General features: G+C 39.2%; 4 protein-coding genes and 1 other annotated feature. Of the genes, 3 read left to right on the top strand and 1 reads right to left on the bottom strand.

What is annotated here, in order from left to right; genetic code table 11:
- Nucleotides 1-509 precede the first annotated feature (509 nt).
- Nucleotides 510-1,319: a cobalamin-binding protein gene (locus AC3WOM_RS26130; RefSeq protein WP_427543076.1), complete on the top strand. Its 810-nt coding sequence runs from the start codon at nucleotides 510-512 to the stop codon at nucleotides 1,317-1,319.
- Nucleotides 1,320-1,563: 244 nt separating this feature from the next.
- Here the strand turns inward: AC3WOM_RS26130 and tyrS are convergent, their stop codons facing one another.
- Complete coding sequence (tyrS, locus tag AC3WOM_RS26125; RefSeq protein ID WP_427543073.1) at nucleotides 1,564-2,832, bottom strand: tyrosine--tRNA ligase; 1,269 nt, start codon at nucleotides 2,830-2,832, stop codon at nucleotides 1,564-1,566.
- Between the two features lie 71 nt (nucleotides 2,833-2,903).
- Nucleotides 2,904-3,107: a binding site (T-box leader), on the bottom strand.
- A gap of 102 nt (nucleotides 3,108-3,209) precedes the next feature.
- Between tyrS and AC3WOM_RS26120 the strand changes: the two genes are divergently transcribed.
- Nucleotides 3,210-6,242, top strand: a complete 3,033-nt coding sequence (locus tag AC3WOM_RS26120; protein ID WP_492448984.1) for a transglycosylase domain-containing protein — start codon at nucleotides 3,210-3,212, stop codon at nucleotides 6,240-6,242.
- A gap of 183 nt (nucleotides 6,243-6,425) precedes the next feature.
- Nucleotides 6,426-7,307, top strand: a complete 882-nt coding sequence (locus AC3WOM_RS26115) for an NAD-dependent epimerase/dehydratase family protein (RefSeq protein ID WP_492448982.1) — start codon at nucleotides 6,426-6,428, stop codon at nucleotides 7,305-7,307.
- Nucleotides 7,308-7,433: the final 126 nt, after the last annotated feature.

Below are 7,433 nucleotides of genomic sequence, written 5' to 3'. Positions count from 1 at the left end.
CAGTTCCTACTGCCAAGTCTGTAGTGGACTTTCACCACCTAGTTGTTGCGCATGCCGGGCACACACACTATGAAAAGGTATGTCCATTGCGGACATACCTTTTTTCTTGATTCAGCAATCTTTTCTGTGCGAAAGCGCAGCGTCAGCAACAAATCTTTACTGTGCGAAAGCGTAGCGACAGCAACAAATCTTTACTGTGCGAAAGCGTAGCGACAGCAACAAATCTTTACTGTGCCGAAAGAGAAGCGTCAGATACAGAATAAACCCACCTTTATAAGTAGCGAAATGAATGCTATTTTCTTCTATTCAGAGGGCAGACAAACGCCCACTGAAATAGAGGAACTCAGGTGGATGTCATAGATTTTGAGGAGGGGCTTTTCGAATGAGCTCGAAAAAATCCGAACGCATTTAAGTTGAGGCGTGATTGATTTCAGGTAAATGCGTTTGTTCATTGTATGTAACGCCCACACTCGCTATAATTTTCTTAAAAACAATGGGGGTATAGGCATATGCGTTTAATTTCAATTTGTCCTAGTAATACAGAGCTAGTAGCTTATTTGGGCTTGCTGGATCAGCTTGTTGGCGTAGATGATTTTTCTGATTGGCCATTAGCAGTGAAAGACTTGCCTCAGCTTGGACCAGATTTATCGATTAATATGGATGCATTAGAGGCATTACAGCCGGATCTTGTACTCGCATCTTTAAGTGTCCCTGGCATGGAAAAGAATGTTGAAGCATTACAAGCTAGAAATATACCACACATCGTGTTTAATGCTAATTCCTTAGAGGAAATTGCACAGGATCTTCATACATTAGGAAAAGCCTGCGGTGTTGAGGACCGCGCTAAAAACATAGCTGAGAGTTATTTACAATGCATTGAACACTTACGTTCAATTGCCCAAACAGTTGCTAAAAGACCTACACTCTATTGGGAATGGTGGCCAAATCCTATTTTTACAGCAGGGAAATTAAACTGGCTAACTGAAATTAGTGTCATTGCTGGTGGTCAAAATTGTTTTCAGGATGTAGCATTAGCAAATGTGCAAACTGATTGGACAGATGTAGTACAACGAAATCCTGATTATATTTTGATGGCTTGGGTAGGTGTTGCCTTTGAGCGAATTCAACCTGCAAATTTATTGAAACGTCCTCATGCACAGGAGCTACAAGCCGTTCAAATGAAACAACTTCATGTGATGGAGGAATGGCTTTATTGTCGCCCATCACCGCGTCTACTAGAGGGAGCATTAAAGCTCGCTAAATTACTTCATCCTGAGAAATATGAAGATGTAAAACTTCCAATTTTCTTAAATAATTGAAGCAAAATATCCTTTATTAGAGGGCACAGGGAAAACTAGGTGTACTACAAAAGACTATATGATGAGTTATTATAGAACTTACAAACTTAACGTTTAAGAGTGTACAGGGAAATTAAGGAAAATCATAAGTCCAAATCCTCTACTGCCGATGAAGAAATTTAAGAAAAAGTCGATTTGCACACAGAACTGTGATGCAAATCGACTTTTTCAGTGCCTTCTATTTTAAAGAGGTTCTATTTATTAATTATACAAACTTCACCATATGGTATTTTTTCTTACCGCGACGAACAATGCTAAATGCGTCCTCTAAACGATCCTTACTATCAATTACATAATCTAAATCAGTGACCTTTTCACCGTTCACACTAATCGCTCCATTCGTTACATCCTCACGAGCCTGACGTTTCGAAGGTGAAATAGCCGCTTCCACAAGTAAGTCCACAATGTTTTTATCTTCTTTCACCATTTCAATAGAAGGAACATCTTTAAAAGCATCCTTCATTTCCTCAGCAGAAAGTGCTTTTAAATCTCCTGAAAATAATGCAGCTGTAATGCGGATTGCTTGATCTAATGCTTCCTGACCATGAATTAAGCGAGTCATTTCTTCAGCTAGTGCTTTTTGTGCCTTACGTAAATGTGGTTCCTCTTCTACAGATACAGCCAATGCTTCAATTTCTTCACGAGAAAGGAATGTGAAGATTTTTAAGTATTTTACAACATCTGCATCTGCCGCATTAATCCAGAATTGGTAGAACTCATAAGGAGATGTTTTTTGACCATCCAACCATACAGCTCCACCCGCTGTTTTACCAAATTTCGTACCATCAGCTTTTGTTACTAATGGAATTGTAATCCCAAATGCTTTGGTTTCTTCTTCATGTGTTTTACGAATAACTTCTAAACCAGTTGTAATATTTCCCCATTGATCAGATCCGCCAACTTGAATACGACAATTATGATGGTTGTATAAATGATTGTAATCAATGCCTTGAATTAACGTGTATGCAAATTCAGTGAAGGATATACCCGTGTCAAGACGAGAAGCAATTGTATCTTTCGCAAGCATGTAGTTAACATTAATTAGTTTCCCGTAATCGCGTAAAAATTCAATCGTGTTCATTTCGCCAATCCAGTCACGGTTATTAACTAACTGTGCGCCATTGCCGTCTTCTGCAAAATCAAAAATACGCTCCAATTGACCACGTATACCTTGAACATTTTTATCAATTTGCTCAACTGTTTGTAATTGACGTTCTTCAGAACGACCAGATGGATCGCCAATCATACCTGTCGCTCCGCCCACTAACAAAATTGGACGGTGACCCGCTTTTTGAAAGCGACGTAGCGTTAGAAGAGGCACAATATGTCCAATATGCATAGAGTCAGCTGTTGGATCAACACCACAGTATAAAGAAACCGACTGTTCATCTAATAGTTTAGCCATTCCTTCAGCGTCGGTTTGTTGGTATAGCAAGCCGCGCCATTCTAAATCTTGTAATAATTCGTTCGTCATTTTTATTCCTCCTAAGTGTTTAATATTTCGTGTAGGGAGAACAAAAAAGTCCCTACACGCAAAATATTGCATGCAGGGACGTTATGAACTAACGCGGTACCACCCAGCTTGAAGATGTCATCCATCTTCCACTTCATTTAACCGCCTTTATCGCAGGCGCGCACGTCTAAGCTCCAAGCACGTAATTCGTCTCTACACTATGGCCAACTTTCACCAACCGCTGGCTCTCTATACAGGGAATATAGATACTACTGCAAGCTCTTCTTCGCTAGAAAACTATAAGCATTATTCTATACGATTCTTTTTGATTGTCAATAACTATGTTCGAGTCAAATCAATATATGCTATAATAGACAAGATTTTAGGAGGTCGATACATTGAAAGATTGGATTGAGAAAATCAATGCAAAGATCGATGAATTAATTCAACAAAAATGGATGAAGAGATTACGTATTTCAGGTAGTGTTACCTGGAACTTATTTTTGCTATTTTTAGTCTTTGCATTGGTAGGCACTGTATTTGCCGGTTCAGTGGGTGCCGGCTATTTTGCTTCTCTCGTAAAAGAAGAACCGCTGCGCACTAAGAAAGATTTACGAGAGCTTATTTTTAACTACGACTCAACTAGTGAGATTTATTTTGCCAATGATATTTATATTGGGAAATTGCGAACTGATTTAGACCGTCGTGAAACATCACTTAATAATGTGTCACCTGATGTTATTAACGCCGTTCTTGCAACAGAGGATGAATACTTCCGTGAGCATAATGGGATTGTTCCAAAAGCAGTTATTCGAGGACTGCTTCAGGACGTTACAAACTCTGCAACACAGACAGGCGGCTCTACATTAACACAACAACTTATCAAAAACCAAGTATTAACAAATGAAGTATCCTATGAACGAAAAGCAAAAGAACTTCTGCTTGCTATGCGATTAGAGCACTTTATGACAAAGGATGAAATTTTAGAAGCCTATTTAAACATTATTCCTTATGGCCGTAATGCGTCAGGGCGAAATATTGCAGGGATTGAGACGGCTGCAGAAGGAATATTTGGGGTCAAAGCAAAAGATTTAACGCTACCGCAAGCAGCGTACATAGCTGGTATTCCACAAGCACCTTTTGCCTATACGCCTTTTACAAATAAAGGTGTGCTTAAAAGTGAAGAAGCACTTCAACCCGGCATTGATCGTATGAAAACCGTACTATATCGTATGAAGGATGCAGGTTACATTGATGAAGCTCAGTATCAAACCGCACTAAACTATGACATCACAGCTGATTTCAGTTCACCAGAAATGCGCCCAGAAGACCGCTACCCATGGTTAACATATGAGCTGGAAAGTCGAGCAAAAGAAATAATTGCAGAAAAACTAGCTGCAGAAGATGGGATTGATCCCGAACGCTTAAAGAATGAAAAAAAATTAGAAGATAAGTATAAGATCTTGGCTGATCGTGATGTCCGCTCTAAAGGATATCGTATTTATTCAACAATCAATAAAGATATGTACGATGCCATGCAAAAAGCAGCAGATAACTTTAAATATTATGGACATACGTATACAGGAAAAGATAAAGATCCTGTAACAGGTGAAGAAATAGATGTAGAAATGCCAGTACAGGTAGGTAGTATCTTAATTGAAAATACTACAGGGCGTATTTTAAGCTTTGTGGGTGGTCGTGACTTTAAAACAACTGAAGTAAACCATGCAACACAGGCATTCCGTCCAAACGGTTCAACAATGAAGCCATTACTTGTCTATGCACCAGCTGTTGAATATGGTGTAATTGGCGCAGGTAGTCCATTAGTTGACGTAAAATTTTCTATTGGCAAATGGAGCCCAAATAACTATATTACTAGTGACGAGCGTGGCCTAATTCCTGCACGTGAAGCGTTAGCAGACTCACAAAACTTATCAGCATTACGTTTATACAATGATATTATTAATAAACGTCCTGCAGATTACTTAGCAAAAATGGGCTTTACTAAATTAGTTCCTAATGATTATACAAACCTTTCAACAGGAATTGGCGCATTGGAAGTAGGAACAACTGTAGAGGAAAATACGAATGCCTTTGCAACCTTTGCAAATGGCGGCCAATTCATTGATGCTTACATGATAGATAGAATTGAGGATCAAGAGGGAAAAATTATTTATAAACATGAAGCTGAACCTGTACAAGTTTATAGTCCTGAAACGTCTTATATCGTTACAGATATGCTACGAGATGTTTTAACAAAAGGAACAGGTACAATGGCAAGAAACACCCTAAAATTCTCTGCAGATTTCGCTGCAAAAACAGGTACTACGCAAGAGTATAAAGATGTGTGGCTGGTTGGCTATAACCCTAATGTATCACTTGGTGTATGGTTAGGTTATGATCAACAAAGAACTTTATATGCATTTAATAATACGTACTTACAGCCTAGTGTTCGTATAAACAAGCTATGGGGAACATTAATGAATTCGGTCTATGATGTTGATCCACAATTAATTGCCCCTAAAACAAGATTTAAGCAGCCAAAAAATGTAGTGTCTGCTTCATTCTGTGGTATTTCTGGCTTAGCACCTTCTGCAGCATGCTCTAGCGCTGGCCTTGTGCGATCTGATTTGTTTAACGCAAAAGTATTTTTACCATCACAAACTGATGATAGCCTTGCTTCTTCAAGTGTTGTAACGATTAAAGGGAAAACTTATAATGCCCTCCCTAATACACCATCGGAATTTGTAAAACCAGGTGGTGCAGGTATTAATCAAGCATTTATAAAACGCATGCTTGGACGACTTGGCGGTAACCCTGCTAGTCTACTGCCTAAAAATTCGACATTATCGAATTCATCTGTATCGGCTGTTGACTTCCCTACAGATGGTAGCCCGCCAGCAGCAGTATCTGCATCGATTAATGGCAACACATTATCTTGGTCAGGCTCTTCCAATGATGTTGTTGGTTACCGAATATATAATGTGACGAACGGTGGTCATACACTTGTCAATTCAGTGCTTGAATCAACTCAAAGTATGACAGTAGCAAGTGGACAAGCCTATGCCGTTGTTGCAGTAGATATCACTGGTTTAACATCTCCACAATCAAATGTCGTTTCGACTGGAGGAAGTGAGAATGAACCTGATCAGGAAGACGATCAAGAGACAATTCCTCCAATTACGCCACCTGAGAATGGCAATGGCTCTGGGAATGGAACTGGTAGTAATAATGGTAATGGATCAAATAACGGCAATGGTTCTGGCAGTAATGGCAATGGCTCAAACAATGGCAATAATGGCAATGGCTCGGGCAATGGAAATAATGGTAACGGCTCAAATAACGGCAATGGCTCTGGGAACAATGGCAATGGCTCTAATGGAGGAGAGAACAGTAATACAACTCCACCACCTGAGACACCTACCCAATAATTACGCCTTAGCTGAGCGCTTGTCATCTTCTGAAAAATGATACCAGCAAGAATCTCATCCCATGCTATGGCGCTATCTATAACTAACGTTTAAGTAAATAGACTTACTACAAGCACTTTTGCATTGTAGTAAGTCTAATTTTTTGTCATGATAAAAAGAACTACGAATAAAGGGTGGTAAAATATGGACATATTAATAATAGGCGGTACACGCTTTTTTGGAAGAAAGCTTGTTGAGCTATGTCTTCAAAATGGACACAATGTTACGATATTAACACGCGGTCAAAGCGGGAATCCTTTTGGGACACAGGTAAAGCAGTTAATTGTGAATCGAGATGATGCCAAAGCATTGTCACAAGCGCTTGCAAATTCCTCTTGGGATATTGTCTTTGATAATATTTGTTATGCACCAGATGAAGCTCAAAAACTATGTGAAATTTTAAAAGGTAAAACAAAAAAACTTGTTTTTACCTCTACTCTATCCACTTACGAAGTAGATGGCAGTGTAAAAGCAGAAGAGGATTTTAGTCCATATGATTATGAAGTACGTATGGGGAGCCGTGAAGATTTTTCTTACGATGAAGGCAAACGACAAGCTGAAGCACTATTTTTCAAAGAGGCTAACTTCCCTGTTGTCGCTGTGCGTTTTCCAATTGTTATGGGCGTGAATGATTATACACAACGTTTACATTTTCATGTGCAACGAATTATCAAGGAAGAGCCTATTTCATTACCAAATATCGAAGCGAAGATGAGTTACATCACAGATGAGGAAGCCGCAGCATTTTTATATTTTGCTGGCATTTCTTCAATTGAAGGTCCTTATAATGCTACAGCAACAGGTGCTATTTCTTTAAAGGATTTAATCGGGCTAATTGAAGAGGCTAGTGGAAAAAATGCTAGAATTTCGCTAATTGGCGGCGATGAGCATTCCCAATCACCATATGGCGTTCCAGCAGATTGGTATATGTCAAATGCAAAGGCAGAGGCTGCTGGCTTCACATTTAGCCAACTCCATCATTGGCTCCCAGACTTAGTGAAGACTTTGGTAAAACAGCTACAATAAACTATAACCAATGCAAAGAATCTGCTAGATTGAAACTAGCAGATTCTCATAGTGTTGAAAAATTAAATAGTCAAGGGACTCTTTGTGAATATTTAGTCAAAATGAAGGTGATTTCCGTTCTAGGCT

The sequence above is a fragment of the Lysinibacillus sp. FW301-JW8 genome (assembly GCF_058788755.1).
The sequence above is the reverse complement of the archived record's forward strand: the minus strand, read 5'-3'. Positions and strand labels throughout refer to the sequence as shown.